The organism is Nitratireductor indicus C115, assembly GCF_000300515.1.
Taxonomy (GTDB): Bacteria; Pseudomonadota; Alphaproteobacteria; order Rhizobiales; family Rhizobiaceae; genus Nitratireductor; species Nitratireductor indicus.
In genome coordinates this window covers 1-2,601 of the sequence record NZ_AMSI01000048.1, presented here as the reverse complement: position 1 = coordinate 2,601, position 2,601 = coordinate 1, and the positions used below count along the sequence as shown (strand labels likewise).

2 protein-coding genes are annotated in these 2,601 nt (G+C 63.6%); both read left to right on the top strand.

Annotation, left to right across the window (positions count from 1 at the left end; translation table 11 throughout):
- The first annotated feature begins 6 nt into the window (after window positions 1-6).
- A complete protein-coding gene (gene cysD, locus NA8A_RS24095) occupies window positions 7-912 on the top strand; it encodes a sulfate adenylyltransferase subunit CysD (RefSeq protein ID WP_040673560.1) in 906 nt (301 codons plus the stop codon).
- 73 nt (window positions 913-985) lie between these two features.
- Window positions 986-2,601: bifunctional sulfate adenylyltransferase/adenylyl-sulfate kinase NodQ (nodQ, locus tag NA8A_RS24090; RefSeq protein WP_051018056.1), on the top strand; the 1,616-nt coding region annotated here is incomplete at its 3' end.

Below are 2,601 nucleotides of genomic sequence, written 5' to 3'. Positions count from 1 at the left end.
GACCCCATGCATACAGTCTTGAGCCATCTCGACCGTCTTGAGGCGGAATCGATACACATATTCCGGGAGGTTGCAGCGACGTTTTCGAAGCCGGTGATGCTCTACTCGGTTGGCAAGGATTCGTCTGTTCTGATGCATCTTGCGCTGAAGGCATTTTATCCGGCTCGTCCTCCGTTTCCATTCCTGCATGTGGACACGACGTGGAAGTTTCGCGAGATGATCGCGTTCCGCGACCGGATGGCGCGCGAACTGGGCTTCGAGCTTCTGGTGCATGTGAACGAGGAGGGGGTTCGCGATGGGATCAACCCGTTCGACCACGGCTCCAACACGCACACCCACATCATGAAGACGGTGGCGCTGCGCCAGGCCCTGGACAAATACGGCTTCGACGCCGCCTTCGGGGGCGCGCGTCGCGACGAGGAGAAGTCGCGCGCCAAGGAGCGCATCTTCTCCTTCCGTTCGGCCGGCCATGGCTGGGACCCGAAGAACCAGCGGCCCGAGATGTGGAAGATCTACAACACGCGCGTGGCGCAGGGAGAATCGATCCGCGTCTTCCCTTTGTCCAACTGGACCGAACAGGACATCTGGCAATACATCCTGCAGGAGGACATCCCCATCGTGCCGCTCTATTTCGCCCGGAAGCGGCCCGTCGTGGACCGCGACGGCATGACCATCATGGTCGATGACGAGCGCATGAAGCTTCTCCCTGGAGAGAAGGTCGAGGAACGCATGGTGCGCTTCCGCACGCTTGGCTGCTATCCGCTGACGGGAGCGATCCCCTCCGATGCGACGACGCTTGAGGCCATTGTGGGCGAGATGCTGACGGCGCGCACCTCGGAGCGCCAGGGGCGGCTGATCGACCGCGACGAGGCGGGCTCGATGGAGAAGAAGAAGCGCGAGGGATATTTCTGAGATGCTGAAGGGCAATGCTGTGCCGCTGGATCAGGCCGGTCTGGATGAGGGCGAGGCTCGGACCGGTGCGGCCATGAGCGATTATGTGGCCGGCCAGGAGAGCAAGGGGCTTTTACGCTTCCTGACCTGCGGCTCGGTCGACGATGGAAAGTCGACGCTGATCGGCCGGCTTCTCTACGACACGAAGCTGATCTTCGAGGACCAGCTTGCCGCACTGGAGCGGGATTCGCGCAAGCACGGCACGACCGGCAGCGAGATCGACTTCGCGCTTCTGGTGGACGGTCTGGAGGCCGAGCGCGAGCAGGGCATCACCATCGATGTGGCCTACCGGTTCTTCTCGACGCCCAAGCGCAAGTTCATCGTCGCTGATACGCCCGGCCACGAGCAGTACACGCGCAACATGGCCACGGGCGCCTCGACGGCGGACCTTGCGATCGTGCTCGTGGATGCGCGCCAGGGCATCCTGCCGCAGACGCGGCGCCATTCGATGATCGCCTCGCTTCTTGGCATCCGGCACATCGTTCTTGCGGTGAACAAGATCGACCTTGTGGAGTTCGACCGCGCGGTGTTTGAACAGATTGCGGGGGAATACCGGGCCTTTGCGCGGGAACTGGGTTTCGAGACGATCCAGCCGATCCCGCTTTCGGCACGCTATGGCGACAATGTGATCGCCCGCTCGCAGCGCATGGGCTGGTATGGCGGCCCGGCGCTTCTGGAGCATCTTGAGACGGTGGAGACTGAGGCCGATACGGCCGGGCGTCCGTTCCGTTTTCCGGTGCAATATGTGTCGCGCCCCGATCTGGATTTCCGGGGCTTTGCCGGCACGGTGGCGGCAGGGCGCATCGGTGTGGGCGATCCGGTGACGGTCGCCAAGTCGGGCAAGCAGAGCCGTGTGAAGCGCATCGTGACGCAAGGGGGCGACCTTGCCGAGGCGGTCGCGGGGCAGGCGGTGACGCTGGTGCTCGACGACGAGGTCGAGGTCTCGCGCGGCAACATGCTGGTGGTGCCCGAGGCGCGGCCGCATGTGGCCGACCAGTTTGCCGCGACGCTGGTGTGGTTCGATGAAAAGCCGCTTCTTCCGGGCCGCTCCTACATTCTGCGCACGGAGACGGACGAGGTATCGGCGACGGTGAGCCATCTGAAGTACCGGCGCAACATCAACAATTTCAGCGAGGAAGCGGCCAAGGCGCTGGAAATGAACGAGGTGGGTGTGTGCAATTTCGCGCTGCAGGCGCCGATTGCCTTCGACACCTTTGCCGAGAACCGGGTGACGGGGGCGTTCATCCTGATCGACCGGCTGACCAATGCGACGGTCGGGGCGGGGATGATCCAGCATCCGTTGCGGCGTGCGGCGAACATTCACTGGCAGGCGCTTGATGTGACGCGCGAGGCGCGCGCGCAGATGAAGCACCAGAAGCCCGCGGTCCTGTGGTTCACGGGACTTTCGGGCTCGGGCAAGTCGACGGTGGCCAATCTTCTGGAGAAGAAGCTGCATGCGGCGGGGCGGCACACCTATATTCTGGACGGCGACAATGTGCGCCATGGGCTGAACCGCGATCTGGGGTTCACGGATGCCGACCGGGTGGAGAACATCCGCCGTGTGGCGGAGACGGCGAAGCTGATGGCGGATGCGGGCCTGATCGTGCTGGTGTCGTTCATCTCGCCCTTCCGCGCCGAGAGGCGCATGGC